The sequence below is a fragment of the Altererythrobacter sp. B11 genome (assembly GCF_003569745.1).
Taxonomy (GTDB): domain Bacteria; phylum Pseudomonadota; class Alphaproteobacteria; order Sphingomonadales; family Sphingomonadaceae; genus Croceibacterium_C.
Genome location: NZ_AP018498.1, coordinates 2,172,726 through 2,199,643 on the forward strand (window position 1 = coordinate 2,172,726; position 26,918 = coordinate 2,199,643).

Genomic DNA, 26,918 nt, shown 5'->3' on the forward strand with positions numbered 1-26,918 from the left:
CGCGCCGCCGCGTCATCCCGGCAGTTGGGCGGCGGGCGCTCACTCGGTTCGTCGCAGCTGGAGAACGCTTGGAACGCCGTGGAACAGGGTTCAAAGGAAAGAAACCTTCCCCCGCGCGAGCGGGTGCGCGTGCCGGAGAAATGGCGGTTTTCCGGGGGTTTTACGGTGCAAAGAGCGGGTGACGGGGTAGGGGTTTGGCGGGGTGTAGGAAATGGACGGGGTGTGGGGGATGGGTGTGGAGCGCGTCCTTCGACAGGCTCAGGACGAGCGGATCTTCCCTCATTCGTCATTCCCGCGAAGGCGGGAATCCAGCGGGAACTGTCGGAGCGGTGGTGCGCGTGGCCGGCGCCGCGCACTGGATTCCCGCCTACGCGGGAATGACGATGGGGTAGGGTTGCGTGTAAAACCCGCTCGTCCTGAGCCTGTCGAAGGACGCGCTCCCCGCTCCCAGCCCGAACCTTCCCCCATTCCGCTCGCGCGCTTTCGCCCGCCGTCCCGCTGGGTTAGAGCGGGCGCATAATGCGTCCCGAGCTTCTCAATCCGCTGTTCGCCGAAACCGAAACGCTCGATGGCGTCGGCCCCAAGCTGAAGAAGCCGCTCGAAAAGCTCGGGCTCACGCGGGTGCGCGACCTCGCCTATCACTTGCCCGACCGTTTCGTGCAGCGCCGCGTGGTGGCCAATCTGGACGAGGCGGGGGTGGGCGAGCAGATCGTGATCGCGCTCACCGTGATCGAGCATCGCGGCGGCGGCGCCTCCCGCGCGCCCTATCGCGTGCTGGCGCAGGATGCGGCGGGCAATGTGCTGGCGCTGACCTATTTCGGCCGCGCCTCCTACACCGCGAAGAAGCAGCTGCCGGTGGGGGAGACGCGCTGGGTGGCGGGGCGGCTCGATCGCTATGGCGACATGCTGCAGATCGTCCACCCCGATTCCGTGGAGGAGGAAAGCGCCGCCGCCATGGGCCGGCTGATCGAGCCGGTCTATCCGCTGGCCGAAGGGCTCACCCAGCCGCGCGTGGCGGCGCTGGTGCATCAGGCGCTCGATCGCTGCCCCGAACTTCCCGAGTGGATCGAGCCCGGCGTGCTGGAGCGGCACCAGTGGCCGGACTGGCGCGATGCGCTGCGGCTGGCGCATCGCGGCGAGCATCCGGCGGCGCGCGACCGGCTGGCCTATGACGAATTGCTGGCCAACGCGCTGGCGCTGATGCTGGTGCGGGCAGACAACCGCCGCAAGCGCGGGCAGAGCCTGGCGGGCGACGGCAGCCTGCGCGGGCGGCTGGCGCTGCCGTTCCCGCTCACCGGCGCGCAGCAGCGGTCCATCCGCGAGATCGAGGCGGACATGGCGCAGGAGGCGCCGATGCTGCGGCTGTTGCAGGGCGATGTGGGCGCGGGCAAGACGGTGGTGGCGCTGGAAGCGATGCTGCTGGCGGTGGAGGCGGGCGCGCAGGCGGCCATGCTGGCGCCGACCGAAATCCTCGCCCGCCAGCATTACGAAACGCTGCGCAAGCTGGCCGCGCCCACCGGCGTGAGCATCGCCCTGCTGACGGGGCGGGACAAGGGCCGCGCGCGCGAAAGCATCCTGATGGGCCTGCTGGATGGCAGCATCCAGATCGTCGTCGGCACGCACGCCATTTTCCAGGATGCGGTGGCCTATCGCAATCTCGGCCTCGTGGTGATCGACGAGCAGCACCGCTTCGGCGTGTCGCAGCGGCTGCTGCTGACGCAAAAGGGCAAGCGCACCCCGCACACGCTGGCGATGACGGCAACCCCGATCCCGCGCACACTAACCCTGGCGCAATATGGCGAGATGGACGTCAGCCGGCTGGACGAGATGCCGCCCGGCCGTCAGCCGATCGACACGCGGGTGATCGCCGCCGATCGCACCGCCGATGTCGCGTCCGCGATCGAGCGGCATCTGGCGACCGGCCAGCAGGCCTATTGGGTGTGCCCCATGGTGCGTGAGAACGAGGGCGAGGACCTGGCCGCCGCCGAAGCCCGCCATGCCGCGCTAAAGGAACGCTTCGGCGATGCCGTGGTGCTGGTGCATGGGCAGCTGAAGCCGGAGCTGAAGGACGCGGCGATGGAACGCTTCGCCAGCGGCGCGGCGAAGCTGCTGGTGGCGACGACGGTGATCGAAGTGGGCGTGGACGTGCCCAATGCCACGCTGATGGTGATCGAGCAGGCGGAACGCTTCGGCCTCGCCCAGCTGCACCAGCTGCGCGGGCGGGTGGGGCGCGGCTCCGAAAAGAGCACCTGCCTGCTGCTGCGCGGCGAAATGGTGAGCGAAACCGGCCGTCAGCGGCTGGCGCTGATGCGCGAGACGCAGGACGGCTTCCGTCTGGCGGAAGAGGATCTGGAGCTGCGCGGCGGCGGCGAATTGCTGGGCACGCGGCAATCGGGCGATACGCCCTTCCGCATCGCCGATCTCGAACAGATCCAGCGCCTGCTGCCGGTGGCGCATGATGATGCCCGTCTGCTGGTGGAGCGCGACGGCGGCCTCGCCAGCCCGCGCGGGGAAGCGGCGCGGGTGCTGCTCTATCTGTTCGAGCGGGACTGGGGCGTGCAGCTGCTGCGCGGCGGCTGAGGCCCCGGAGAGGCCTCAGTTCAGCGCGTCGAGGCTTTCCGAATGCTCGAGCCAGGCGGCTTCCGCGGCATCGAGCCTGTCCCCCAGCGCGGCGCGGCGGCGCGCCAGTTCGCCCATGTTGAGCCCGGCGAGATCGGGCGCAGCGCTGGCGGGATCGGCCATGGCACCATCCAGCGCGGCGCATTGCGCCTGCAGCCGGGCGATTTCCTTTTCCGCCTCGGTCACCTTGCTCTTCAGCAATCGCGCTTCCTCCCGCGCCTTGGCGGAGGATTTGCCCTTCTTCGTCGTTGCCGGTTTCCCCTCCGCCTTGGGCTGGTTCCGGCCGAGCACGAAGTCGATGTAATCCTCCATGCTGCCGGGGAAATCGCGCGCGGTGCCATCGTCCACCAGCACCAGCCGGTCCGCCGTCAGCTCCACCATGTGGCGATCGTGGCTGATGAGGATCACGGCCCCGCGGTATTCGTTCAGCGCCTGCACCAGCGCCTCGCGCACATCGACGTCGAGGTGGTTGGTCGGCTCGTCCAGGATCAATATATGCGGCGCGTCATAGGTGATCAGCGCCAGCGCCAGCCGCGCGCGTTCCCCGCCCGACAGCTTGCCGACATCGGTGACGGCCTTGTTGCCGGCAAAGCCGAAGCGGCCCAGATGCGCGCGCACGGCGGCGGGCGTCTTGCCCTCCATCGTGCGGGTCATGTGTTCCAGCGGCGTGTCGCCTTCGGCCAGTTCCTCCACCTGATACTGGGTGAAATAGCCGACCTTCATCTTGCCGGAGGAGAACATCTCCCCTTCCGAAGGGGTGAGCTGTGCCGCCAGCAGGCGGGCGAGCGTCGTCTTGCCGTTGCCGTTGCGGCCGAGCAGGGCGATCCGGTCATCCGGGTCGACCCGCAGGTTGAGCCGGCGCAGCACCGGCTTTTCCGGCGTATAGCCGACCGAGGCGAGATCCAGCGTGATCAGCGGCGGCCGCAACTCCGTGGGATCGGGGAAATCGAAGCTCATGCTCGGATCCTCGATCAGCGCGGTGATCGGCTGCATCTTCTCCAGCATCTTGGCGCGGGACTGGGCCTGCCGCGCGGTGGAGGCGCGGGCGCTGTTGCGCGCGACGTAATCCTGCAGCCGCGCGCGCTGCGCATCCTGCGCGGCCTTGGCGGCGGCGAGCTGGGTCGCCCGTTCCGCCCGCTGCCGCTCGAAACTGTCATAGCCGCCGGGATAGAGCGTCAGCTGCCCGCCCTGCAGATGCAGGATATGGTCCACCACATTGTTCAGCAGGTCGCGTTCGTGGCTGATGATGATGAGGGTGGCGGGATAGGATTTGAGGAAGTTCTCCAGCCACAGCGTCGCTTCCAGATCGAGGTGGTTGGAGGGTTCGTCCAGCAGCAGCACGTCGGGTTCGGAAAACAGCAGCGCGCCGAGGGCCACGCGCATCTTCCACCCGCCGGAGAAGCTGTCGAGCGGGCGCTGCTGCATCTCCTCGTCGAAGCCGAGCCCCACCAGGATGCGCGCGGCGCGGGCGGGGGCGCTCCAGGCGTCGATCGCCAGCAGCCGTTCGTGGACATCGCCCAGCCGGTCCATATCCTCGCAATTCTCGGCCTCCGCCATCAGCGCCATCCGTTCGGTATCGGCGGCGAGGACGGTATCGAGCGGGGTGGCAACCCCGCTGGGCGCTTCCTGCGCGATATAGCCGAGGCGCGCGCGGCGCGGCATGTCGATCTCGCCCTGATCGGGTTCGATCTCGCCGATGATCGTCTTCACCAGCGTGGACTTGCCCGATCCGTTGCGGCCGACGAGGCCCACACGCCCATTGGGCGGGATCGCCGCGCTCGCGCGATCGAGTATGGTGCGCCCGCCAAGCCGCACGGTGATTCCGTTGATCGTCAGCATGGCGCCCGCCTAGCAGCACGGAGCGCGGATTCCCAACCCCGGTAATGGCGCCGCGTGGCCGCGCGGGCCGGGCGCGCCGTTTTTCATTGCAGGGCAAGGTGCGCCTACCTACACCCGCGCCACTTCAACCAGAGCAAAGCACCCCCCCTTTGATCCTATCCCCCTTCGAATGGACGATCGCCAAGCGATACATGCTGCCCGGGCGCGGGGAGGCGGTGATCGCTCTCGTCGCCTCGATCAGCATCGGCGTGGTCATGCTTTCGGTCGCCATGCTGGTCATCGTGATGAGCGTGATGAACGGCTTCCGCGCCGAATTGCTGGACCGGATCGTGGGGCTGAACGGCCACGCGATCATCCAGGCCTATGGCGGCCGACTGGATGACTGGCAGCAGGTGCTGGAAGATGCCCGCAAGACGCCGGGCGTGGTGCGCGCATCGCCGCTGATCGAACAGCCGCTGCTCGCCACCTTCAACGGCCGGGCGGAAGCCGTGGTGCTGCGCGGCAATACGCCGGAGGATATCCAGCGGCTGGCCCCCGATGTGATGGTGGGCGATCTCTCCACGCTGCAGCCCGATTCCAACAATGTCGCCGTCGGTTCGCGCCTTGCCGCCAATCTGGGCGCACGGGTGGGCGACGTGATCACCATCATCAACCCGCAGGGGCGGGCGACCCCCTTCGGCACGGTGCCGCGGCAGGTGGGCTACACCATCTCCGCCATCTTCGAGATCGGGGTCTATGATTACGACAACAGCTTCGTGGTCATGCCCATTCCCGATGCGCAGACCCTGCTGCTGACCGGCGACACGATCGGGATGATCGAAGTGACCACCGACGATGCGGACAAGGTGGGCGAAATCCTCCGTCCCCTTACCGACCGGCTGGAAGGCCGCGCGGTGGTGACGGATTGGAAGACCATCAACCAGTCGCTGTTCGAAGCGCTGGAGGTGGAACGGGTGGCGATGTTCTTCGCCCTGTCCATCATCGTGCTGGTGGCGGCCTTCAACATCCTCTCCTCGCTCGTGATGCTGGTCCGCTCCAAGACGCGGGACATCGCGATCCTGCGCACCATGGGCGCGACGCGGAAGAGCCTGCTCAAGATCTTCGTCACCACCGGATCGGTGGTGGGGGCGATCGGCACGCTGGCGGGCCTCGCGCTCGGCTTCATCGTGCTGTTCTTCCGCCAGGGAATCATTCGCGGGCTGGAACTGGTGACCGGGCAGAACCTGTGGGATCCGCAGATCCGCTTCCTGACCGAACTCCCTTCGCGCACCGATCCCGTGGAGGTGCTGGCTATCTGCGGCGTCGCCATGGGCCTCAGTTTCCTCGCTACGCTCTATCCCGCCTATCGCGCGGCGAGCACGGACCCGGTTCAGGTGCTGCGTTATGAATGATCCCGTCGTCCGCCTTACCGGCCTGACTCGCAGCTTCGAACAGGGCGGCGTGCGCATCGATGTGCTGCGCGGCGTCGATCTCACCATCATGCCCGGCGAGATCGTGGCCCTGCTCGGCCCCTCGGGCTCGGGCAAGTCCACCATGCTCCAGGCCGTGGGCTTGCTGGAAGGCGGCTTCGGCGGCCGGATCGAGATCGCCGGCACCGATGCCAGCCATCTGCCCTCGGCCGATCGCACGCGGCTGCGGCGCGACCATCTGGGCTTCGTCTATCAGTTCCACCATCTGCTGCCCGATTTCTCCGCCGAGGAGAATGTGATCCTGCCGCAGCTGGTTTCCGGCAAGGAACGCCCGGCGGCCACCGAACGGGCGCGTGAGCTGCTCGACGCGCTCGGCCTGGCGCAACGGCGCGAACACCGCCCCAGCGCGCTGTCCGGTGGCGAGCAGCAGCGCGTGGCCGTGGCCCGTGCGCTCGCCAACCGGCCGCAGCTAGTGCTGGCCGACGAGCCCACCGGCAATCTGGATGAGGCGACGAGCGACAAGGTGTTGCTGCAGTTCCTCGATCTGGTGCGCGGGCAGGGCAGCGCCGCGCTGGTGGCGACCCATAACGAGCGGCTGGCCGCGCGGATGGATCGCGTGGTGCGCCTGCACGAGGGGGTGCTGGGCTGAGGGCACTTGCCCCCGCTTCATGCGTTGATCTTCCAGACCATTGCGGGAGATCATGAATGTCCGACCATCCATCCACCTTCAACGCCACCGACACGGTGCCCGACGCCGTGGAGTGGGACGATCACGCCACCATCCACCTCAAGGATGACGGGCAGGGCATCCTCGACGGGATGAAGGCGATCCACCGGGGCACGCTGGCGGAAATGGTGGCCATGGCGAGCCGGATGTCGCCGGAGGAGCGCGGGCGGCTGGTAATCCAGAAGGGCGGGGACCGGATGTTCGGCCCCGACGAGATCATGGCGCTGGCCGACCGGCGGGATTTTCCCGGCTGATCCATTTTTGCCCCGGCTTATCCGGGGAAATGTTGCAGCAGCACTTTTGAAATCGGCCATCGTGACTAATCTGTCGCGATGGCCTTCGCACCTTTCGTTCCGCTTCGCGTCCTCTCCAGCTATTCCATGCTCGAAGGGGCGATCGATCCGAAGGCGCTGGCGAAGCTCGCCAAGGCACGCGAATTTCCGGCCATCGCCATCTGCGATCGCAACGGGCTGTATGGCACCGTGGCTTTCGCCGCCGCCTGCCGCGCGGAAGGCGTGCAACCGATCACCGGCACCCTGCTGGGTGTCTGCCGCCGCGATGGCGGGGAGGTGATCGATTACCTGCCGCTCTATGCGCAGGACGAGACGGGGTGGGAAAACCTCTGTCATCTCGTCAGCAAGGCGCATCTGGGGCGGCCGCTGGAGCTGGAGCCGCATGTGACCTGGGCGGATTTCGCCGGCCACACGGATGGGCTGATCGCGCTGACCGGCGCGGGCGAGGGCGCGCTGGCCCGCCTGCTGGCGGATCGCAAGCGCGACGAAGCGGAAGAGATTGCGGAGCGGCTGCAGGCGCTGTTCCCCGGCCGCCTTTATATCGAGCTGGCCCGCCGGGGTGACCCGGTCGAGGAAGCGGCGGAAGATGCGCTGGTGGAACTCGCCTATGCGATGGACCTGCCGCTGGTCGCCACCAACCCGGCCAATTATGCCGAGCCGCACATGCATGCCGCGCATGACGCCATGCTGTGCATCGCCAACAGCACCCATATCGACAGCGCCGAGCGGCCCCGCTCCAGCCCGGAAAGCTTCGTCCGCTCCGCCGCGATGATGGAGGAATTGTTCGAGGACCTGCCCGAGGCGACCGCGAATACGCTGGTTGTCGCCCAGCGCTGCGCCTGCGCGCCGCCCAAGCGCAAGCCGATCCTGCCCAGCCTGGCCGGCGATCTGGAAGGCGAAGCGCGGATGCTGGCGGAAGACGCCCGGCGCGGGCTGGACGCGCGGCTGGAGCAGTATGAGGAGCTGAGCGAGGAAGAGCGCCAGACCTATTACCAGCGGCTGGATTACGAGGTGGAGATCATCACCGGGATGGGCTTTCCCGGCTACTTCCTGATCGTCGCCGACTTCATCAAATGGGCCAAGTTGCAGGGCATTCCGGTGGGGCCGGGGCGCGGATCGGGCGCCGGTTCGCTGGTCGCCTGGGCGCTCACCATCACCAATCTCGATCCGATCCGGCTGGGCTTGCTGTTCGAACGCTTCCTCAACCCGGAACGCGTTTCCATGCCGGACTTCGATATCGACTTCTGCGAAACGCGGCGGGGCGAGGTGATCCGTTACGTCCAGCGCAAATACGGCAGCGATCACGTGGCGCAGATCATCACCTTCGGTAAGCTGAAGGCGCGCGCCGTGCTGCGCGACTGCGGCCGCATCCTGCAGATGCCCTATGGTCAGGTGGACCGGCTGACCAAGATGGTGCCCAACCATCCGACCGACCCCTGGACGCTGATGCGCACGCTGAACGGCGCGGCCGATTTCAAGCGCGAGTATGACAACGACAATGAGGTGAAGCGGCTGGTCGATCTGGCGATGCAGCTGGAAGGCTTCCCGCGCAACTCCTCCACCCATGCCGCGGGCGTGGTGATCGGCGACCGGCCGCTGGCGGAGCTGGTGCCGCTCTATCGCGATCCCCGGTCGGACATGCCGGTGACCCAGTTCGACATGAAGCATGTCGAGGATTCGGGGCTGGTGAAGTTCGACTTCCTCGGCCTCAAGACGCTCTCCGTGCTGCAGAAGGCGGTGGACCTGCTGGAGCGGCGGGGGATCAGCGTCGATCTCGACACGCTGCCGTGGGACGATGCCAAGGTGTTCGACCTCCTGAAACGGGGCGACACTGTGGGCGTGTTCCAGCTGGAATCGGAAGGCATGCGCCGCACGCTGAGCGCGGTGAAGCCGACGGTGTTCGAAGACATCATCGCCCTCGTTTCGCTCTACCGGCCGGGTCCGATGGACAACATCCCGCTGTTCGGCAAGCGCAAGAACGGGGAGGCGGAGATCGAATATCCGCACCCGAAGCTGGAAGGCATCCTGGCCGAAACCTACGGCATCTTCGTCTATCAGGAACAGGTGATGCAGGCCGCGCAGATCCTGGCCGGCTATTCATTGGGCGATGCCGACCTGCTGCGGCGCGCCATGGGCAAGAAGATCCAGGCGGAAATGGACCAGCAGCGCCAGCGCTTCATCGATGGCTGCCGCGAGAATTCCGGGATCGAGAAGGCGAAGGCGAACGAGCTGTTCGACTTGATCGACAAATTCGCCGGCTATGGCTTCAACAAGTCGCACGCCGCCGCCTACGCCCTGCTGTCCTACCAGACGGCGTGGCTGAAGACGCATTATCCGGAGGAATTCTACGCCGCCTCCATGTGTTTCGACATGCACCAGTCGGAAAAGCTGGCGGTGTTCGTGGACGATCTGCGGCGCAATGGCATTGCCCTGCTGGGCCCGGACATGAACCGCTCCGAAGCGGAATTCACGGTGGAGCAGACCGACCATGGCCACGCCGTGCGCTACGCGCTCGCCGGCATCCGCAATGTCGGCGAACGGGCGATGGAGCAGGTGGTGGCGGAGCGTGAGGCGCACGGGCCCTTCGAAAGCCTGGAGGATCTGTTCCGCCGAATGCCGCAGGGGGCGATGAACCGGCGGCAGATGGAAGGGCTCGCGGGTGCCGGCGCCTTCGACAGCCTTGAGCCGAACCGCGCCAAGGTGCTGGCCAATGCCGACATGCTGATCGCCGTGGCCGATGCCGCCGTGCGCGAGCGGCAGAGCGGGCAGGTGGGCCTGTTCGGGGGCGAGGACCATGCCGAACCGACGCTGCGGCTGGTGGAAGCGCCGGCCTGGAACCGGGCGGACCAGATGGCGGCGGAGCGGGAGAATTTCGGTTTCTTCTTCGCCGCCCATCCGGTGGAACAGTTCCGCGCGATCGCCTCCGCCAATGGCGCACGGCCCTATGCCAGCCTCATCAGCGAGGGCGTCGCGGGCGGCCGCAAGCCGGCGGTGATCGCAGCCATGGTGGAAGCGGTGAACAAGGGCCGCACGCGCAAGGGCGCGGAATTCGTCCGCGCCGATTTCTCCGATTCCACCGGCCAGTTCAGCGCCGCCTGTTTCGAGGAATCGCTGGTTCCCAATTTCCAGCGCTGGGCGGAGGAGGGCACTTGCGTGCTGCTGCAGGTGGAACTCGATTCCCCCAGTCCCGAGGAGCCGCCGCGGGTGACGGTGCGCGGCGCGCGGCCGCTATCGGAAGTGACCGACAGCGCCCGCATGATGCTGCAGCTCGACATCGCGACGGCAGAGGCTCTGCAGGAACTTCGCATGATGCTGGTGGAAGGCGCCCCGGGCCGGGGCGAAGTGCTGGCCAGCCTGAAGCTGGGCGAAGAACACGATCCGCTGATGCGGCTGGGGCGTGATTTCGTGCTGGACGGCGATCTGGTGGAACGGCTGGCACAGATCCGCGGGCTGCGCGTGGTGGCGTTCAAGCCGCAGGGCGGCCGATCGCAACTGCGCCTCGTCGCCTGACGCCCCTTAGCTGACCCCGACTGTCCAGGTTCAACGGTGGCGGCGCCGATCCGCCCGGCGGCGCGGTGCGCCCCCTTGCCAAGCCTCGCCGGATCGTTGGCCACGAAAAAGGGCCGGAGGATTGCTCCTCCGGCCCCTTTTGTTGGCTGACGCCGTGATCGCTTAGTTGCCGGAGCCCGGCCCGTAAGTGATTTCGACGCGGCGGTTCTGCAGCTCGCGCACACCGTCGGCGGTGGGAACGCGCGGGTTGGCTTCGCCGAAGGCCTCGCTGGTGATCGAACCAGCCGGGATGCCCTTGCCGGTCAGATAGCTCTGCACGCTGCTGTTACGGCGAGCGGCCAGGCCGAGGTTGTACTGCACGGTGCCCGAACGGTCGGTGTAACCGGCCAGCATGATCGGCACGTTGCTGCAGTTGCCATAGGCCGTCACGGCGCTGTCGAGGATGGTCGCAGCCTCGGGCGTGATGTCCGACTTATCCCAGTCGAAGAACACGATGTAGGGGCCCTTGTTGCAGACCACCTGCGGCGGCGGAGGCGGCGGAGGCGGAGGCGGCGGGGGAGGCGGCGGCGGGGGCGGCGGCGGCGGCGGGGGAGGCGGCGGCGGAGCCGACGCACCGCCGAAGTTCACCATCAGCGACGCGAGCACGGAGTGCGTTGCGAGGCTGGCGTCGATGTCGCGGCCCACGGAGTCGATGTAGTGCAGATTGTCCGCGCGGAAGTAGCGATACTTCACGCCGAAATCGACGCTGTCGCTCACCGGCACATAGAGCTTGGCGATGCCCTGATAAGCAAAGCCGACGTCCTTGTCGTCGATGAACGCCGGAGCGCCGGGGACGGCCAGCTGCTGGTCGACGCTGGCAAGGCCGACGCCGCCACCGAACTGCAGGCCGACGCCGTCGTTGCCGCCGACATCGAACAGGCCGTTCAGCATGGCGCTCCACACCTTGGTGTCGCTGTCCACGGAATCATAGCTGCCGGTGAGGAAGTCGCCGTCGCCATCGGGAATACCCGCGAGGCCGGCAGTCACCGTCTCAGCGTCAAACGTCTTGTAGCCACCTTCAGCTTCGAGGCGGAACTTGCCGAAGTCGTAGCCGGCGATCAGGCCAGCTTCCCAGCCATTGTCGTTTTCGACATTGACCTCGGCGCCGGTCGGCACTTCGAATTCGCTGTTCTCAGGGAAAACCACGCCCCCTTCGATGCCAGCATACCAGCTGTCATCCCGGGCGACGGCGGGTGTAGCCACAACCGCAGTAGCCGTGGCCAGTCCAACGACCAATTTCCTCATGTTACCTCCTTGAATCGGTGAGGGCGACAAAACGCCGCCTATCGCCGTAGTGAACACCCCCATGACGCGGCAGGTGGCAAAAGGTTCCTGCGCTGCCAAGATGACGCGCGCATTTCGTATACTTTCGCACAGTGTGTGTCACAAAAGCCGCAGTTGCGCCCCGGCCGCCGGTGGTTCGAACCCCGAGCAGTCCAGTTCGAACACACCCTTTCCCAGTCCCGCGCGCTTGCAGGCGAGGCGGAAGCGGGTGCGAAACAGGTCCGCCCACACACCTTCCGGGCGCATCCGGCTGAAGAAATCGGGATCGTTGTCGCGCCCGCCGCGGATCGAGCGAACGATGTTCATCACCTTGTCCCCGCGCTCGGGAAAATGCACGCTCAGCCATTCGCGGAACAGCGGCGCCACTTCATGCGGCAGGCGCAGCGGGATCCATCCGGCCGATCGCACCCCCGCGGCGGCCGCGCGCGCGACGATATCCTCCATGAATTCATCGGTAATTGCCGGGATCACGGGAGCGACCGAGCAATGCGCGGGAACCCCCGCCTCGGCCAGGCGTGCGAGCGCGGCGATCCGCTTGGCGGGGGAGGGCGCGCGCGGTTCCAGCAGGCCCGACAGCCGCGCATCGTAAGTGGTCACCGAAATCGCCACCGCCACCAGCCGTTGCTGTGCCATCTCTGCCAGCAGGTCGAGATCCTGCAGCACCCGGTCGGACTTGGTGGTGATCGTTACCGGATGGCGCGTTTCCAGGCACAGTTCCAGCACCGAGCGGGTAATGCGATAGCGCCCCTCGATCGGCTGATAGGGATCGGTGTTGGTGCCCATGGCGATTGGGGCAGGGCGATAGCGCGGCCGCGCCAGCGTTTCGCGCAGCAGGCGCGCGGCATCCGGCTTTGCGAACAGCTTCGTCTCGAAATCCAGCCCCGGCGAGAGGTCGTGATAGGCATGGCTCGGCCGCGCGAAGCAATAGATGCAGCCGTGCTCGCAGCCGCGATAGGCGTTGACGGAACGATCGAAGGCGATGTCGGGCGACTGGTTGAAGCTGAGGATCGTGCGCGGATGCTCCTCCGTCACCGTAGTGCGCAGCTTTACCGGAGGCCCGTCGAGCGCCTCCATCGCGTCGCGCCAGTCGCCATCGGCCTCGCGCGTCGCCAGGCCGAAGCGCCGGGGCACGGCGGCGGACTGCGCCCCGCGCCCGTGAATCGCCGGATCCTTCCGCTTCTCCATGATGTAGAACATAGAGAGAACGGAGGGCGACCGCAATCCGCCCTTGCGCTATTTCTCGCGCAGGCGGGGCATCAGTTCCACGAAATTGCAGGGGCGGTTGCGGCTGTCGAGTTGCTCGGCCAGGATATTGTCCCACCCGTCCTTCACCGCGCCGTTGGAGCCGGGGAGGGCGAAGAGATAGGTTCCCCGCGCGACAACCGCCATGGCGCGGGACTGCACCGTGCTGGTGCCGATCGTGCGATAGCTGATCCAGCGGAACAGTTCCCCGAAGCCGGGGATCTCCTTCTCCTTCACCCGGTCAAGCGCCTCGGGCGTCACGTCGCGCCCGGTGAGCCCGGTGCCGCCGGTGGAAACTACGGCATCGACCTGCGGATCGTCGATCCAGGCTTCGAACTGCGCGGCGATGGCATCGGCATCATCCTTCAGGATCGCCCGCGCCGCCAGCGTGTGGCCCGCCCCCTCGATCCGCGCCGCGAGGATATCCCCGGAGGTATCCTCATCCGGTCCGCGCGTGTCGGATACGGTCAACAGGGCGATGCGAATGGGCGTGAAGGTGCGGCTTTCGTCAATCGCCATCAATCGTCCTTGGCCGAAGCGGAAAGATAGACCCGGCCGTTGCGCTCCGCCCCGTCACCCGGGAACATCGGCCAGGCATTCTGCGCCAGCGCAATGCGGCTCTCCGAAGGCGCATCGGCCTGCCGCTGGTACATCCAGTAATTGCGCATCACGATGGCCACATAGCTGCGCGTTTCCCAATAGGGGATCGATTCCATGTAGAGCAGTGGATCGCCGCCGTCGTTCACTTCGCTGTTCCAGCGCGTGACCGGGGTGAGGCCGGCGTTATAGGCGGCCATGATCTTGGGCAGCTGCCCCCGCGTGGCCGCCTGATCACGCAACATCTCGAGGTTCTGCTGCCCGAAGGCGAGATTGTAGCTGGGATCGAAGATATCCACCTGCTGCGCGTTGAGGCCCAGCCGCCCGGCATGTTCGCGCACGGTGATCGGGGTGATCTGCATCAGCCCCTGCGCCTGCGCCGGGCTGACGGCGGTGGTGCGGAAGGCCGATTCCTGCAGCGCATGGGCATAGGCCAGCGCGGGGTCGATCTGCCAGCCGTTCACCGGGGCCCATTTCGGCGCGGGATAGAGCGAGGCGGGATCGGCCTCGCCACCGTTGGGCGCATTATACGCCATGTAGAGCTGGGTGGAGGGAAGGCCGAGATCGCGCGCCAGCCGCGACAGCGGGCCGTAATTGCGCGGGTCGCAGATATGCGCCTCGTGCAGCAGCACTTCGCTGGAGAGGCGGTCACGGCCGATCTCTGCCAGCGCCACGGCAATGCGCACATTCTCGCTGTCGCCCAGGCGCTTCCAGTCCTCATCGGTGAAATCGGCGGTGTTGACGCGCGGCGGCAGGGCCTCGCCCAATTGCTCGGCGGCCAGCATGCCATAGAGAGTTTCGTCCGCGCGGGCGGCGGCACGCAGCATTTCGGTGCCGCGGCCGGGCTGCCGGCAGCGCAGCGCCGCGCGGCTGGCCCAGTAGAACGCGGCCGACCGAAGCTCGGGATTTGCCGCCCCATGAGCGGACCGCTCGAACGCGCCCTGCGCCGTCTGGCAATCGCCGAGCCGCCATGCGGCGAGGCCGGCAACCCATTCGCCTTCCGCCACCCAGGGGCCGCTGCCGGCGGAAACGGTCTGCGCCATGGCCAGCGCGGCCTGGTCCTGGTTCTCTATGTAATAGCTCCAGGCCACGCGCTGGCGCCATTCGGCGCGCGCCTGTGGACTGAGCGCCGCGTCGATCCCGTCGAGCAGCTGGCGCGCGCCATCGGGATCGTCCTGCGTGATCCGTTCGAGGATCTGGCTGCGCACGGTGGCGGGGATCGTGCCATCGTCGATCGTGCGCGGCCGGGTGCGCCGGGGGTTGGGGCTGCGCTGCTGGAATTGCGCTTCCACCGGCAGGTCCGGCAGGGTGACGGCGCCGCGCGTCAGCGCCAGCCGGCCGAGCTGCGCCGCCTGCGGCAAATTGCGGCCCCGCTCCAGCCAGCGTTCGATCTGCGGCAGCTCCACGCGCGGCGAATTGCGCGCGAGATAGAACTCGGCTTCCGCGACGCGCTGCAGCAGCCCGTCGTCCCGCTGCGCCAGCAGCTCCTGCACCCGGCTCCAGTTCTCGGCGTCGATGGCGGCGAAGACTTCGCCGTAATATTCCCGGTCCCGCTGGCTGAGCTGCTTCGGCACCGCGTCCTGGTTTGCCCGGGCCACGAAATATTCGCGGCTGCTGCGTGCCTGCGCGGGCATGGCCCCGGCGACAGCCGCCAGCGCCGCCAGGGCGGAGATGATGTGTTTCATGTGACCCCGTCGTCCGTCCATTCGAGCCAGTTCCGCCACAATCGGGCGCGCCTCTTCGGATGTTCCAGCAGCCGGCCGGGCGCAAATCCCACCAGAGCCGGCAACGGCCGGGAATCAATATCGATTTGGAATCGCTGCGTAGCGTCTTGCGTCGGATTGTGCCCCAACAGCGGCAGGATGCTCCTTCCCAGCACGATCAGCCGCTTCGGCCGCGCCAGCGCGCAATGATGCCGCAGCACCGCGCCCAGTCCGGCTTCGGTCAGGCCGGACCAGTCCGGCACGGCCGACCATGCGGGAAGGGCCGAGGCGAGATAGACCTGCTCCATGTCGAAGCCCATTGCCCGCGCCATGTTCGTCACCAGTCGGCCTTCCGCGCCGGAGAGCAGCAATTCCTCGTCCTCCGCCTCGGGCATGGGCACCAGCACCATCAGTGGCGCTCCGGCCGGGCCGCGCGGCGGAACGCGCCGTGCGCTGCTGCCGGCGGCAAGGCTCGGTTCGGCCAGCCACCACTCGCGAAAGGCTGAAAGGTCCCGCGGCCACTGCTCCGGCATGCCGCCGATCGGGGGCGGAGGGGGCTCCTCCTCTGCGGCGCGCGGAGCGGCGGTCGCGGCGGGGGAAGCAGGCTGGACCGGTGCCTCTTCCGCCAGCCAGCCTTGCGGCTCGTCCGCAAAGCTGCAATCCACGCCGGCCTCCCGCCACCAGTCGATCGCAGAAGCAAGGCTTTCGGAAAGCGAGGGCGTGGCTGTATGGTCCATGGGAGTATGTTCCCGGTCTTGACCTGTGGGCCGGCCGCGATCAAGTCCGGGGTTGTTATGCGCCATAACAAAATGAGAGGGCGAGTGTGAGCGAACGCGAATCCATGCCGGTCGATGTGGTGATTGTCGGCGCGGGCCCCGCCGGGCTGGCCGCCGCGATCCGCCTGAAGCAGATCGACGAAGCGCTCGAAGTGGTGGTGCTGGAAAAGGGCTCCGAAGTCGGGGCGCATATCCTTTCCGGCGCGGTTGTCGATCCGCGTGCGCTGGACGAATTGCTGCCCGAGTGGCGCGAAACCTGCCCCCTTGCCGAAGTGCCCGTGACGGAAAATCACCATTGGGTGCTGAGCCGCAGCGGCAAATGGGCCATGCCGCATTTGCTGATGCCCCCGCTGATGTCCAATTCCGGCAATTACACCGGATCGCTGGGCAATCTGTGCCGCTGGCTGGCCGAGCGCGCAGAGGAACTGGGCGTGCAGGCGTTCCCCGGCTTTCCGGCGGCAGAGGTGCTGTTCGATGAAGCCGGCGCGGTGATGGGCGTTGCCACGCAGGACATGGGCGTGGCGGCCGACGGGTCGCACAAGGCGGATTACCAGCCGGGCATGGAGCTGCATGCCCGCTACACGCTGTTCGCGGAGGGCGCGCGGGGGCACCTCACCAAGCGGATGAAGGCGCATTTTGGGCTTGAACAGGATTGCCAGCCGCAGATTTATGGCCTTGGCATCAAGGAATTGTGGGACATTCCTGCCGAACGCCATCAGCCCGGAAGGGTGATCCACACGCAGGGCTGGCCGCTGTCGGAAACCGAGTGCTGGGGCGGCGGCTTCCTCTACCATCAGGCCAATGGCCAGGTGGCGCTGGGGTTCGTGACCGCGCTGGATTACGCGAATCCCTATGTCTCGCCCTATGAGGAATTCCAGCGCTGGAAGCACCATCCCGCTATCCGTGCGGTGATCGAGGGCGGCAAGCGCGTGGCCTATGGCGCGCGGGCGATCAACGAAGGCGGCTGGCAGAGCGTGCCGAAGCTCGCCTTCCCCGGCGGGGCGCTGATCGGCTGCTCGGCCGGCTTCGTGAACGTGCCGCGGATCAAGGGCACCCATACCGCGATGAAGAGCGGGATGCTGGCGGCGGAAGCTGCCGCGGCGGCTATCGCGGCGGGCCGCGAGAAGGACGAGCTGGCCGAGTACGAGCCATCTCTGCGCGCCAGCTGGATCGCTGCCGAACTGGAGACGGTGAAGAACGCACAGCCGCTGGTCGCGCGCTTCGGCGGCGCGCTGGGCACGCTGCTGGCCGGTGCGGATATGTGGCTGCGCACGCTGAAGATCCGCCTGCCGTTCACCCTCGGCCATCATACGGATGCCGGCGCCACGCAGCGCGCCGATCTCTATCGGCCGATCGCCTATCCCCGGCCGGACGGGCAGCTGAGCTTCGACCGACTCTCCTCCGTCTTCCTCTCGGGCACCAATCACGAGGAAGACCAGCCGTGCCATCTGCGGCTGAAGGATCCCACCGTGCCGGAGCGGATCAACTGGCCGGTCTATGCCGGGCCGGAGGCGCGCTATTGCCCCGCCGGCGTGTATGAATACACCGGCGTGGAAGAAGGCGCGCCGCGGCTGGTGATCAATGCGCAGAACTGCGTCCACTGCAAGAGCTGCGACATCAAGGATCCGCCGCAGAATATCGACTGGGTTACGCCCGAAGGCGGCGGCGGCCCCAATTATCCGAACATGTGAGCGGCCGGTGCAGCTGAGCGAAACCGCCTACGCCAAGATCAATCTCGCGCTGCATGTCCGGCGGCGGCGGGAGGACGGCTATCACGAGCTCGAAAGCCTGTTCGCCTTCGTCGATGGCGGTGACCGGCTGACGGCCCGTTCCGCCGCGCAGGATGAATTGCGCGTGTTTGGCGAATTCGCTCCGCAACTCACTGATCCTTTTGGGAATATCATCTTGCGCGCGCTCGGGGTATTGCCGCATGCGGACGGGCTGGCGATCCAGCTGGAAAAGAACCTCCCGGTGGCGGCGGGCCTCGGCGGGGGTTCGGCGGATGCAGGCGCCGTGTTCCGCATGGTGCGCGAGGCCTATGGCCTGCCGGACGACTGGCGCGAGCGAGCGGCCCGGCTGGGCGCCGACGTGCCCGCTTGCGTGGACAGCGTCACCTGCATCGGCCGGGGCACCGGCACGGAGCTGGAAGTGGTGGAGAGCGACCTCGCCGGGCGCTCCGTCCTGCTGGTCAATCCGCGCCTGCCGCTCACGACGGGGCCGGTCTTCGCTGCGTGGGACGGCACGGACCGCGGCGGACTCCCCGAGGGGCCCTGCTCGCGGATTGCCCAAGAGGGGCGTAACGATCTGGAAGCAGCCGCCATCGGCCTCTGCCCTCCGATAGCGGACGTGCTCGCCGCCCTGCGCGCGACGGAGGCCGATCTGGTGCGGATGAGCGGCTCGGGCGCCACCTGTTTCGCGCTCTATCGCAGCCATGACGTCATGCAGGCAGCCGCGCAGCGCCTGGCGGCGGAGCAGCCGGGTTGGTGGCGGATGGAAGGGCGCCTGCGGTGAAGGAACAGGTCTTTCGTCAGATCGGCACAGCCAAGCCCGGCGGCATCGTCGCAGTATGCGACCACGCTTCCAACCGCGTTCCGGAGGGGGTTGTGCTCGGCATCGCGCCGGAGCTGCTGCAGAAGCATATCGCCTGGGACATCGGCGCTGCGGGCGTGACCGAGGAACTGGCGCGTGCGCACGGCATCCCGGCCCATCTGGCCGAGGTCAGCCGGCTCGTGATCGATCTTCACCGCGAGGAGGATTCGACCGGGCTCATCCCCGAAGCCAGCGACGGGCATGTGATCCCCGGCAATCTGGACGCGGACCGGGGGGCGCGCATCGCGCAGTTTCACCAGCCCTATCACGCCGCCCTGGCGGAATGGCTGGCGGCGGCGAAGCCCGCGCTCATTCTCTCGATCCACAGCTTCACCCCCACGCTGGAGAGCGCGCCGCACCCCCGGCCGTGGGAACTCGGCATTCTCTACAATCAGGACGACCGCGCGGCGCGGCTCGCCATTGCGGGGCTTGCCGCGCGCGGCTTCACCGTGGGGGACAACGAGCCCTATTCGGGGCGCCTGCTCAACGCGACCATGAACCGCCATGCGGAAGCCTGCGGCCGGCCCTATCTGGCGATCGAGATCCGCAACGATCTGATTGGCGATGCGACGGGGCAGGCACGCTGGGCGGCGATCCTGGCGGAACTCGCCAGGGAGGCGACGGCCGAACTGGGCTGAGGGGCAATTAATGCTTCGGTCGGGCGGCCACGTGTTATAGGGGGCGGCGAAACTTTCAGCCTCTTTTCACTGCCAAACGGAAACAATCATGCCCGCTTATCGCTCCCGCACAACCACCCACGGCCGCAACATGGCCGGCGCGCGCGGCCTGTGGCGCGCGACGGGCATGAAGGACAGCGATTTCGGCAAGCCGATCATTGCCGTGGTGAACAGCTTCACCCAGTTCGTGCCGGGCCATGTGCATCTGAAGGATCTCGGCCAGCTCGTCGCGCGCGAGATCGAGGCCGCGGGCGGCGTGGCCAAGGAATTCAACACCATCGCCGTGGATGATGGCATTGCCATGGGGCATGACGGCATGCTCTACAGCCTGCCCAGCCGCGACCTGATCGCCGACAGCGTGGAATATATGGTCAACGCCCATTGCGCCGACGCGATGGTGTGCATTTCCAATTGCGACAAGATCACCCCCGGCATGCTGATGGCCGCGTTGCGGATCAACATCCCGGTGGTATTCGTGTCCGGCGGGCCGATGGAAGCGGGCAAGGTCGTGCTGCGCGGCAAGGAAGTGGCGCTCGATCTGGTCGATGCCATGGTCGCCGCCGCGGACGAGCGGATGACCGATGAAGAGGTGGAGACGATCGAGCGGTCCGCTTGCCCCACCTGCGGTTCCTGCTCGGGCATGTTCACTGCCAATTCGATGAATTGCCTCACCGAAGCGCTGGGCCTGTCGCTGCCCGGTAACGGGTCGCAACTCGCCACCCATTCGGACCGGCAGCAATTGTTCGAACGCGCGGGCCGGCTGGTGGTGACGCTCGCCCGCCGCTATTACGAGGAAGATGACGAAAGCGTGCTGCCGCGCACCATCGCCGGCTTCCACGCCTTCGAAAACGCCATGTCGCTGGACATCGCCATGGGCGGATCGACCAACACCGTGCTCCACCTCCTCGCGGCTGCGGAGGAAGCGGGGGTGGACTTCACCATGAAGGATATCGACCGGCTCTCTCGCCAGGTGCCGGTGCTGTGCAAGGTCGCGCCGGCCAAGGCCGATGTGCATATGGAGGATGTCCACCGCGCGGGCGGCATCATGGCGATTCTCGGCCAGCTGGACCGGGCGGGGCTGCTGAACACGGCGCTGCCCACGGTCCACAGCCCCACGCTGGCCGATGCGCTGGACGATTGGGATGTCAGCCGCACCAAGAACAACAAGGTGCATGAATTCTTCGCCGCCGCGCCGGGCGGCGTGCCGACGCAGACGGCCTTCAGCCAGTCTCGCCGGTGGGAAGCGCTTGATCTCGACCGGGAGGCGGGCGTGATCCGCTCGGCCGAGCATGCCTTCAGCCAGGATGGCGGGCTGGCCGTGCTGTCGGGCAATATCGCGCTGGATGGCTGCATCGTGAAGACGGCGGGGGTGGACGATTCCATCCTCAGCTTCGCCGGACCGGCCAAGGTCTATGAAAGCCAGGATGCGGCGGTGACGGCGATCCTCACCGGGCAGGTGGTAGCGGGCGATGTGGTGGTGATCCGCTATGAAGGGCCGCGCGGCGGGCCGGGGATGCAGGAAATGCTCTACCCCACCAGCTATCTGAAATCGAAGGGGCTGGGCGCCGCTTGCGCGCTGATCACCGACGGGCGCTTCTCCGGCGGCACCTCGGGCCTGTCGATCGGCCATGTCTCCCCCGAAGCTGCCGAGGGCGGAGCAATCGGGCTGATCGAGGATGGCGATCGGATCGAGATCGACATTCCCGGCCGCACCATCCACGTGGTCATTTCCGAAGAGGAGATGGCCCGCCGCCGCGCCTTGATGGAAGCGAAGGGGGTGGATGCCTGGAAGCCCGCGAGCGAGCGCCCCCGGCGCGTCTCCGCTGCACTGCAGGCCTATGCCGCGATGACCACCAGCGCGGCACGCGGTGCGGTGCGCGACGTGAGCCAGTTGCAGGCCCGCCGTTGATGCGGAGGCTGGCCCCGGCGCTGCTCTTCCTCCTCGCCGCATGTTCGAACGAGGTGGCGGGCGCGCCCGAGGCCTATGCCGAAAACGCGGTGGAATGCGCGCTGGATGGCGGCAAGGCGTTCGAGCGGACGTGCCCCGTTGAACGCAGCGTGGAGGATGGCCGGCTGTTCCTGACCATCCGCCACCCCGATGGCGGATTCCGCCGCTTCGAAGTGCTGGATGACGGGTCCGGTCTCGCCGCGGCCGACGGGGCCGATCCGGCGCATGTCACTTTGCGCGATCCGGCCGCCGGCGGCGGGATCGAAGTGGCGATCGGCGGCGATCGTTATCGCCTGCCAGCGACCCTGTCCGATGATGCGAAACCCTGACCAGATCCTCTCGGTCGCGCAGATGCGCGCGGCCGAGGATGCGCTGATCGCTGCCGGCGAGACGGTCGACAGCCTGATGGAGCGCGCAGGCCGTGGCGCCGCGCAATGGGTCTGGCGCATGGCCGGGGGGCGCCCGGTCACCATCCTGTGCGGCCCTGGCAACAATGGCGGCGATGGCTATGTAATCGCACGGGAATTGCACCAGAGAGGTGCGCAGGTGGCGGTTATCGCCCCGTTGCCGCCGGCGACCGAAGCCGCGACCCGCGCGTGCGCGAGTTTTAGCGGTGCCGTAAGCGAAGAGGGCGCCGGCGGCGTATTGGTCGATTGCCTGTTCGGCAGCGGCCTCACTCGCCCGCTGTCCGCCGAGTTGTTCGGCCTTCTCCGGCGGCTGGCCGCCGCGCATCATTTCCGCATCGCGGTCGATCTGCCGAGCGGGATCGAGAGCGACACGGGCCGGCCGCTCAATGCGGGCCTGCCCGATTATCATCTCACGCTCGCCCTGGGGGCGTGGAAATTCGCCCATTGGCTGATACCCGCCATGCAGGCGATGGGCGCCCGCCGGGTGGTCGACATCGGCGTGACGCCGGTGGCGGAGGCGGCGGAGTGCATTGCGCGCCCGGCGCTTTTCGCACCCCCGCGTGACGCGCATAAATATACGCGCGGCCTGCTGGCGGTGGTGGGCGGCGCGATGCCCGGTGCGGCCATGCTCGCCGCGCGGGCGGCAATGCATGGCGGGGCTGGCTATGTGAAGCTGCTCGCCCCCTCTCGTCCCCTGGCGGCGCCGGACGAGCTGGTGGTGGAGGAGGCGCCGCTGGACCGGGCGCTGGCGGATTCGCGCCTTGCAGCGCTGCTGGTCGGGCCGGGGCTGGGGCGCGATGCCGCTGCGCGAGGACGGCTTGCCGCGGCGCTTTCGGCCAATCGCCCGACCGTGGTGGATGCCGATGGGCTGGTGCTGCTCGAGCCTTCCCTGCTGGACGGTTGCAGCGCGCCCCTGCTGCTGACGCCGCACGAGGGCGAACTCGCCCGGCTGTGCGATGCCTTCTCCGTTTCCGGTGACGGGCGCGTCGCCCGGGCGCAGGCGCTCGCGCGCGCCAGCGGCGGGGTGGTGGTGGCGAAGGGGCCGGACACGCTGGTCGCGGCGCCCGATGGCACGCTGCGCATTGCGCCGCCTGCGTCAAGCTGGCTGTCCACGGCAGGCACGGGCGATGTGCTTGCCGGCCTCATGGCCAGCCGTCTCGCGAGCGGTGCGGAACCTCTCCATGCGGCGACGGAGGCTGTCTGGCTCCATGGCGAGGCGGCGCACCTCGCCGGGCCGGTGTTCAGCGCGGCAGGGCTGGTGCAAATGCTGCCGGGGGCCTACGCGGCCTGCCTGTGAGCGAAGTTGAAGAGATTGTCCGCGTCGCCGCCAAGGGCGATGGCATCACCGCATCCGGCCGGCATGTGCCGCTGGCGGCGCCCGGAGACCTGCTGTTGCCCGATGGCACGCTGGAGCCGGGGCCGCATCGGGCTGCGCCACCCTGCCGCCATTTCGGCACTTGCGGCGGCTGCGAGCTGCAGCATTGCGACGAAGCGGCACTGGCGGATTTCGTGCGCGACCGGGTGCTGCATGCCGCCGCCGGGCAGGGGTTGGAGCCGGAGGTGGTGGCCCCCGCGCATCTCTCCCCCCCACGCAGCCGCCGCCGCGCCACGCTGCATGCGGTGAATGGCGGCGGCCGGCCGCTGATCGGCTTTCACCAGGCCGGGTCGCATCGCGTGGTGGATATGCGCGAATGCCATGTGCTGGCGCCGGAACTGTTTGCGCTGGTGGAGCCGCTGCGCCGGATGCTCTCCACGCGGCGCGGGCGCTATGCTTTGCAGATCGAGCTGACGCTGGTGGATCAGGGCGTGGATTGCGCGATCAAGGGGCTGGTGCTGGACGGGCTGGAAGCGACCGAAAGCCTCCTCGACTTCTGCCGCGAACACGGGCTCGCCCGGCTGGTGCTCGATCAGGGCTACGGCCCGGAAGCCTTCTGGGAGCCTGCGCTGGCCACGGTGACGCTGTCCGGCACGCCGGTGGACTTCCCCTCCGGCGCCTTCCTGCAGGCCACAGCGGACGGGGAGGCGGCGCTGGTTGGCGCCGCGCAGGAATGGCTCGAGGGGGGCAGCCGCGTGGCGGATATGTTCTCCGGCCTCGGCACCTTCGCCTTCGCGCTGGCGGGCCCCGCGCGCGTGCTGGCGGCGGAGGCGGCGCGCGATGCGGCGCTGGCCTGTCGCACCGCCGCGGGGCGATCACGCTTGCCGGTTGAGGCGCTGCATCGCGACCTGTTCCGCAATCCCATCCGAGCCGAGGAATTGCGCGGCTTTGACGGGGTGGTGATCGATCCGCCGCGCGCCGGTGCCCGGTCGCAGGTGGAACAGCTCGCCGCCAGCGGGGTGGGGCGGATCGTCTATATCAGCTGCAATCCTTCCAGCTGGTCGCGCGATGGGCGGCTGCTTGCGGATGCCGGCTATAGGCTGGCGGCGCTGCGCCCGGTGGGGCAGTTCCGCTGGTCAACCCATGTGGAGCTTGCCAGCCTCTTCGTCCTGTAGCGCCGCCAGCAGCTGTGCCAGCAGGAACTGGCGAGCCTCTTCGCCCGAGAAGGCGTGATCGGCGCCCGGGCAGCGCATGATTCGCTGATCCTCGGCGTCCCACGCGGCTTCGAAGGCCTGCGCCGTGCGGTCGCGCCCGGCGAGGAGAATGCGCACTTCGCCGGAAAAGCCCCCGAGACCGGCCTGCATCCGCTGTGCAAGGCCGGAGGGCGCAGGCTTGCGCAGCGCGTATGTGAGGCCGCGTGCGAGCTTGGCGAGCGAAACCTTGCCGGAGAGCAGCCGCGCCAGCTCGCGCGGGTTCTTGAGCTTTTCCGCGTAGCGGGCGCGGATCGCGGCGGGGGGCGGGGCGTCGTGCCCGTCTTCGATGGTCCAGGGATTGGCCAGCACCAGCGCGTCACAGCCGGCGCCGGCGTTCAGCATCAGCGCGCTGGCGGCGTCGCAATTGCCTAATGCGACCATGCGGGTGAGGCCGGGGCACTCTGCGCGGAAGGCGACGAGGGCGGCGGCAATGTCCGGCCCGCTGTGGAGGAAACCGGTGTTCTCGCCCGTGCTGTCGCCGGTGCCGCGCCGGTCGAAGCGGAACACGGGGAAGCCCGCGGCGGCGATCTCCGCGGCAATGTGCGCCTGCCCGGCGAAGGCCCCGGCGCGCGTTTCGTTGCCGCCCGTCACCAGCAGGAGGCCGGCGGCGTGTGCGCCGGGTGCCTCGTCAAGCGTGCCGACCAGCGTTTCCCCGCCGCAGGGGAAGGTGAGGTGCCGGCGGCTCACCCGGCCAGATCCCGCAGCAGCCGCTCGGCGAGCGCGTCCGCCAGCGTGTCGCTATGGCTCGGCTCGGCCCGCAGCCACAGGCCGGGGCCGCCCAGATCGGCCGGGGAGATATCGGTAAGCTCGCCCGGTTCGGCCGTCTCGAGCTGCGCGATCATCGCCGCGCCGAGGGGGTATCCGCCCAGTTCGAGCCCGGCGCTGCGCCCCTGTTCCAGCAGCTGCTCCGTGCGTTCCTCCCGCCCCGCCTCGCGGCTGGCGAGTATGCGGGCGCGCAGCAGGGCGCGCAGCAGGCTCTTCCCCGCCACCGCGCCATAGCGCCAGCCGGGCAGCCTCTCCGGCACCAGCAGCGCGCCGCCACGGATCGCCAGCACATGGGTGGCACGGAAATGCGCAGCCGCCGCCGCGGCGCCCTGCCGCCATCCGGCGATGGTCTGCTCCTGCAGGGGGGCGAGGCTTTCGTTGAAGCCGGGCAGATCGGGCAGGAAGCCGTCCACCCCCGCGCGGTCGAGCCGGCGGAGCAGTTCCACGGTGAAATGCCGCAGCTTGTTGCTCTCGTCGAACAGCGCGGGCAGTACCAGCAGCCGCCGGGCGCGGCCCCGGTCAAAGGCCAGCGCATATTCACCGGCCCCGGCGGGAGAAGGCCAGGCGCCGATCACCGCTGCGCGTCAGCCCGCGGCGCGCTTGGCTTCGACGAAGGTGAGCAGGGCGCCGTAGCTTTCCAGCATGTCGCCATCCACCTCGTCATCCTCGATGGTGATGCCGATGCGGTCCTCGATCTCGGTCAGCAGCCCGGCCACGGCCATGGAATCGAGTTCCGGCAAATGGCCGAAGAGGCCGGTATCCTGATCGAACGCAGCCACCCGTTGGGGCGCGAGGCCGAGCACTTCGCCCAGCACGGCCCGCAGCGTGGCGTCAGTTTCGGAAGGCGCGGAAGTGCCGGTGGTCATTGCGATTTCAACCTGCTGCTAAGCCGAGAGGTGTTGCTGCCGTCGCCCTAGCCAGCACGAAAGCGCGAAACAAGCGTGCGCAGTGCGGCGCGGGCGAGGGCGGGCCAGTTGGCGGGCCGCTCCGCCCGCCAGCAATCGAGGCGATAGCGGGGGCGGATCTCTTCCATCCATTCGGCTTTGTAGGGATCGTTGCCGGTGCCGAAATCGACCAGTTCCACCCGATCGATGTCGATCACCCGCTCGAACAGGGCGGCGCTGAGCACGGTGCCGGCTGACAGCGGGCGGGCGCTTTCGAGATGGGCCAGCTTGTGGATATAGGCGGTGCCATCCTCCACCGTCCAGAACTGCGCCGCGACCACCGCGCCCTCATGCCGCGCGAGGGCGAGGCGGAGGCGACCGGCGGCACCTTCCTGTTCGGCAAAACGGCGCAGCAGGGCGGGATCGCCTTCTTCCGGCTTCCAGCTTTGGGCGTAGACATGTTCGTAGATTTGCCAGGCATCAGGCTGGAAATCGGAGAAAATCTCGATCTCCACCTTCTTCGCCTTGCGCTTCAGCGTGGTGCGCAGCTTGCCCGGGCGGTCGGCCAGATATTCGGCATAGCTGCGCCCGTGCAGGGGGAGGACATGGTTGCTGTCGCACCGGCTGCGGCGCACCAGCCAGCCCGCTTCGCGGAAGGCGCGGTGCAGGCGATCGGCGGTGCCGTCCTCCTCCGCCAGCTTGGTGAGGGTGATCCGGTCCGCCCGTTTCGCCAGATCGCGGGCGATGCGGCGCAGCGCGGTGGGGCGATCGGAGCCCGGAGTGGCGAGATCGGACCAGGTAAAGGCATACCAGTTGGTGCAATTTGCAAGCGCCCTGCCGTCTCCCTGCAAGGGCAGTGCAACTGTTTCTCCATGCTTTTCGCGATGCACCGCGATCAGCGGCCGGGTTCCCGCCGCTTCGATCAGCCCGAACCATTCGAGGCGCGCGAAGGGACCATGGCCGGCAAAGCTCAGCCCTTGCAGATCGTTAACGGTGTCGTGATAGCTGATCGCCGTCACTGTTCTTGCCACTCCAGGGAAAC

Annotated in this window: 22 protein-coding genes; 12 read left to right on the top strand and 10 right to left on the bottom strand. The window is 68.0% G+C overall.

Annotation, left to right across the window (positions count from 1 at the left end):
* Nucleotides 1-519: 519 nt before the first annotated feature.
* A complete protein-coding gene (gene recG, locus AEB_RS10420; RefSeq protein WP_119083135.1) occupies nt 520-2,580 on the top strand; it encodes an ATP-dependent DNA helicase RecG in 2,061 nt (686 codons plus the stop codon).
* A gap of 15 nt (nt 2,581-2,595) precedes the next feature.
* Here recG and AEB_RS10425 read toward each other — a convergent pair whose 3' ends face one another.
* Complete coding sequence (locus AEB_RS10425) at nt 2,596-4,458, bottom strand: ABC-F family ATP-binding cassette domain-containing protein (protein ID WP_119083136.1); 1,863 nt, start codon at nt 4,456-4,458, stop codon at nt 2,596-2,598.
* A gap of 149 nt (nt 4,459-4,607) precedes the next feature.
* Between AEB_RS10425 and AEB_RS10430 the strand changes: the two genes are divergently transcribed.
* The 4 genes from AEB_RS10430 to dnaE all read left to right on the top strand — a co-directional run bounded on the left by AEB_RS10430 (nt 4,608) and on the right by dnaE (nt 10,397).
* Complete coding sequence (locus AEB_RS10430; RefSeq protein ID WP_119083137.1) at nt 4,608-5,849, top strand: lipoprotein-releasing ABC transporter permease subunit; 1,242 nt, start codon at nt 4,608-4,610, stop codon at nt 5,847-5,849.
* Complete coding sequence (locus AEB_RS10435) at nt 5,842-6,516, top strand: ABC transporter ATP-binding protein (protein ID WP_119083138.1); 675 nt, start codon at nt 5,842-5,844, stop codon at nt 6,514-6,516. Before AEB_RS10430 ends, AEB_RS10435 begins: the two co-directional genes overlap by 8 nt.
* A 56-nt stretch (nt 6,517-6,572) precedes the next feature.
* On the top strand, nt 6,573-6,848 hold the full coding sequence (locus tag AEB_RS10440; protein WP_119083139.1) for a hypothetical protein: 276 nt from the start codon (nt 6,573-6,575) through the stop codon (nt 6,846-6,848).
* 78 nt (nt 6,849-6,926) lie between these two features.
* Nucleotides 6,927-10,397, top strand: a complete 3,471-nt coding sequence (dnaE, locus tag AEB_RS10445; RefSeq protein ID WP_119083140.1) for a DNA polymerase III subunit alpha — start codon at nt 6,927-6,929, stop codon at nt 10,395-10,397.
* A gap of 162 nt (nt 10,398-10,559) precedes the next feature.
* Here dnaE and AEB_RS10450 read toward each other — a convergent pair whose 3' ends face one another.
* From AEB_RS10450 to AEB_RS10470, 5 genes are all read right to left on the bottom strand, one after another.
* A complete protein-coding gene (locus AEB_RS10450; protein ID WP_119083141.1) occupies nt 10,560-11,681 on the bottom strand; it encodes an OmpA family protein in 1,122 nt (373 codons plus the stop codon).
* 138 nt (nt 11,682-11,819) lie between these two features.
* Nucleotides 11,820-12,905, bottom strand: coding sequence for a PA0069 family radical SAM protein (locus AEB_RS10455; RefSeq protein ID WP_231958672.1), 1,086 nt, complete (start codon nt 12,903-12,905; stop codon nt 11,820-11,822).
* Nucleotides 12,906-12,953: 48 nt separating this feature from the next.
* Nucleotides 12,954-13,481 (bottom strand): molybdenum cofactor biosynthesis protein B, encoded by a 528-nt coding sequence (gene moaB, locus AEB_RS10460; RefSeq protein WP_119083143.1) that lies wholly within the window; start codon nt 13,479-13,481, stop codon nt 12,954-12,956.
* The gene (locus AEB_RS10465; RefSeq protein ID WP_231958673.1) at nt 13,481-15,244 is read right to left on the bottom strand and encodes a lytic transglycosylase domain-containing protein; all 1,764 of its coding nucleotides are present in this window, start codon (nt 15,242-15,244) and stop codon (nt 13,481-13,483) included. Before AEB_RS10465 ends, moaB begins: the two co-directional genes overlap by 1 nt.
* On the bottom strand, nt 15,241-15,999 hold the full coding sequence (locus AEB_RS10470; protein WP_119083145.1) for a hypothetical protein: 759 nt from the start codon (nt 15,997-15,999) through the stop codon (nt 15,241-15,243). The genes AEB_RS10465 and AEB_RS10470 overlap by 4 nt, the downstream gene beginning before the upstream one ends.
* An 86-nt stretch (nt 16,000-16,085) precedes the next feature.
* Between AEB_RS10470 and AEB_RS10475 the strand changes: the two genes are divergently transcribed.
* The 7 genes from AEB_RS10475 to AEB_RS10505 all read left to right on the top strand — a co-directional run bounded on the left by AEB_RS10475 (nt 16,086) and on the right by AEB_RS10505 (nt 24,149).
* Nucleotides 16,086-17,729: an electron transfer flavoprotein-ubiquinone oxidoreductase gene (locus AEB_RS10475; protein WP_119083146.1), complete on the top strand. Its 1,644-nt coding sequence runs from the start codon at nt 16,086-16,088 to the stop codon at nt 17,727-17,729.
* A gap of 7 nt (nt 17,730-17,736) precedes the next feature.
* Nucleotides 17,737-18,549, top strand: coding sequence for a 4-(cytidine 5'-diphospho)-2-C-methyl-D-erythritol kinase (locus AEB_RS10480; protein WP_119083147.1), 813 nt, complete (start codon nt 17,737-17,739; stop codon nt 18,547-18,549).
* Nucleotides 18,546-19,265, top strand: coding sequence for an N-formylglutamate amidohydrolase (locus tag AEB_RS10485; protein ID WP_231958674.1), 720 nt, complete (start codon nt 18,546-18,548; stop codon nt 19,263-19,265). Before AEB_RS10480 ends, AEB_RS10485 begins: the two co-directional genes overlap by 4 nt.
* An 88-nt stretch (nt 19,266-19,353) precedes the next feature.
* The gene (gene ilvD, locus AEB_RS10490; protein ID WP_119083148.1) at nt 19,354-21,213 is read left to right on the top strand and encodes a dihydroxy-acid dehydratase; all 1,860 of its coding nucleotides are present in this window, start codon (nt 19,354-19,356) and stop codon (nt 21,211-21,213) included.
* A complete protein-coding gene (locus AEB_RS10495) occupies nt 21,213-21,581 on the top strand; it encodes a hypothetical protein (protein WP_119083149.1) in 369 nt (122 codons plus the stop codon). Before ilvD ends, AEB_RS10495 begins: the two co-directional genes overlap by 1 nt.
* Entirely contained in the window at nt 21,565-22,956 is a 1,392-nt protein-coding gene (locus AEB_RS10500; RefSeq protein ID WP_331851738.1) for an NAD(P)H-hydrate dehydratase, read from the top strand. The genes AEB_RS10495 and AEB_RS10500 overlap by 17 nt, the downstream gene beginning before the upstream one ends.
* Nucleotides 22,953-24,149 carry a class I SAM-dependent RNA methyltransferase gene (locus AEB_RS10505; RefSeq protein WP_119083150.1) on the top strand — a complete coding sequence of 399 codons (1,197 nt, stop codon included), beginning with the start codon at nt 22,953-22,955 and terminating at the stop codon, nt 24,147-24,149. Before AEB_RS10500 ends, AEB_RS10505 begins: the two co-directional genes overlap by 4 nt.
* On the opposite strand, the gene AEB_RS10510 is transcribed toward AEB_RS10505, so the two are convergent.
* The 4 genes from AEB_RS10510 to AEB_RS10525 are packed head-to-tail and all read right to left on the bottom strand — an operon-like array spanning nt 24,111 to nt 26,895.
* Nucleotides 24,111-24,914, bottom strand: coding sequence for a hydrolase 1, exosortase A system-associated (locus tag AEB_RS10510; protein WP_119083151.1), 804 nt, complete (start codon nt 24,912-24,914; stop codon nt 24,111-24,113). The two genes, AEB_RS10505 and AEB_RS10510, sit on opposite strands and share 39 nt — an antisense overlap.
* Nucleotides 24,911-25,567 carry a hypothetical protein gene (locus AEB_RS10515; protein ID WP_119083152.1) on the bottom strand — a complete coding sequence of 219 codons (657 nt, stop codon included), beginning with the start codon at nt 25,565-25,567 and terminating at the stop codon, nt 24,911-24,913. The genes AEB_RS10510 and AEB_RS10515 overlap by 4 nt, the downstream gene beginning before the upstream one ends.
* Before the next feature lie 9 nt (nt 25,568-25,576).
* Nucleotides 25,577-25,858 carry an acyl carrier protein gene (locus AEB_RS10520; protein ID WP_119083153.1) on the bottom strand — a complete coding sequence of 94 codons (282 nt, stop codon included), beginning with the start codon at nt 25,856-25,858 and terminating at the stop codon, nt 25,577-25,579.
* A 47-nt stretch (nt 25,859-25,905) separates the two neighbouring features.
* Nucleotides 25,906-26,895, bottom strand: a complete 990-nt coding sequence (locus AEB_RS10525) for a GNAT family N-acetyltransferase (RefSeq protein WP_231958675.1) — start codon at nt 26,893-26,895, stop codon at nt 25,906-25,908.
* Nucleotides 26,896-26,918 lie beyond the last annotated feature (23 nt).

Bases quoted from the DNA above. Each gene is read 5' to 3' on its own strand.
- AEB_RS10520 (WP_119083153.1), bottom strand. From the start codon at position 25,858: ATGACCACCGGCACTTCCGCGCCTTCCGAAACTGACGCCACGCTGCGG.
- AEB_RS10435 (WP_119083138.1), top strand. From the start codon at position 5,842: ATGAATGATCCCGTCGTCCGCCTTACCGGCCTGACTCGCAGCTTCGAA.
- moaB (WP_119083143.1), bottom strand. From the start codon at position 13,481: ATGGCGATTGACGAAAGCCGCACCTTCACGCCCATTCGCATCGCCCTG.
- AEB_RS10450 (WP_119083141.1), bottom strand. From the start codon at position 11,681: ATGAGGAAATTGGTCGTTGGACTGGCCACGGCTACTGCGGTTGTGGCT.
- AEB_RS10470 (WP_119083145.1), bottom strand. From the start codon at position 15,999: ATGGACCATACAGCCACGCCCTCGCTTTCCGAAAGCCTTGCTTCTGCG.
- AEB_RS10465 (WP_231958673.1), bottom strand. From the start codon at position 15,244: ATGAAACACATCATCTCCGCCCTGGCGGCGCTGGCGGCTGTCGCCGGG.
- dnaE (WP_119083140.1), top strand. From the start codon at position 6,927: ATGGCCTTCGCACCTTTCGTTCCGCTTCGCGTCCTCTCCAGCTATTCC.
- AEB_RS10425 (WP_119083136.1), bottom strand. From the start codon at position 4,458: ATGCTGACGATCAACGGAATCACCGTGCGGCTTGGCGGGCGCACCATA.
- AEB_RS10500 (WP_331851738.1), top strand. From the start codon at position 21,565: ATGATGCGAAACCCTGACCAGATCCTCTCGGTCGCGCAGATGCGCGCG.
- recG (WP_119083135.1), top strand. From the start codon at position 520: ATGCGTCCCGAGCTTCTCAATCCGCTGTTCGCCGAAACCGAAACGCTC.
- AEB_RS10495 (WP_119083149.1), top strand. From the start codon at position 21,213: ATGCGGAGGCTGGCCCCGGCGCTGCTCTTCCTCCTCGCCGCATGTTCG.
- AEB_RS10440 (WP_119083139.1), top strand. From the start codon at position 6,573: ATGTCCGACCATCCATCCACCTTCAACGCCACCGACACGGTGCCCGAC.
- ilvD (WP_119083148.1), top strand. From the start codon at position 19,354: ATGCCCGCTTATCGCTCCCGCACAACCACCCACGGCCGCAACATGGCC.
- AEB_RS10455 (WP_231958672.1), bottom strand. From the start codon at position 12,905: ATGGAGAAGCGGAAGGATCCGGCGATTCACGGGCGCGGGGCGCAGTCC.